Annotated in this window: 1 protein-coding gene; it reads left to right on the plus strand. The window is 41.3% G+C overall.

What is annotated here, in order from left to right; genetic code table 11:
* Nucleotides 1-135: 135 nt before the first annotated feature.
* Nucleotides 136-383: RsmE family RNA methyltransferase (locus tag A3761_RS01425; protein ID WP_156491488.1), on the plus strand; the 248-nt coding region annotated here is incomplete at its 3' end.

Raw genomic sequence — 383 nt, forward strand, 5'->3', positions numbered from 1 at the left:
TAAGTAAACAAACAGCGCTTTTACGAATTATTTACACGAAGTCCGATAGACGTACATATCATCATTATTCATAATAGGCTGCCTTTTAAATAAGGAAACTCTCTTTACTTAATCACTGAGCTGGTAAAACGCACGATGCGCATTCCGAATATTTATGTTGATCAGCCTCTCGAAGCATCCTCAAATACCGTAATCGAGGGCCAAGCAGCGCAGCACCTTTTAAAAGTGCTTAGAATGAAAGCTGGTGACCAGCTTAGGCTTTTTAATGGCGACGGTAAGTTCTACCCCGCTACCATTCAGGAAACTAGCAAAAAGTCTTTCGCTACTAGTATCGGCATCGCTGAAAATGCTGTCAGTGAATCTAAACTTAAGACCCATATCGG

The sequence above is a fragment of the Oleiphilus sp. HI0123 genome (assembly GCF_001635315.1).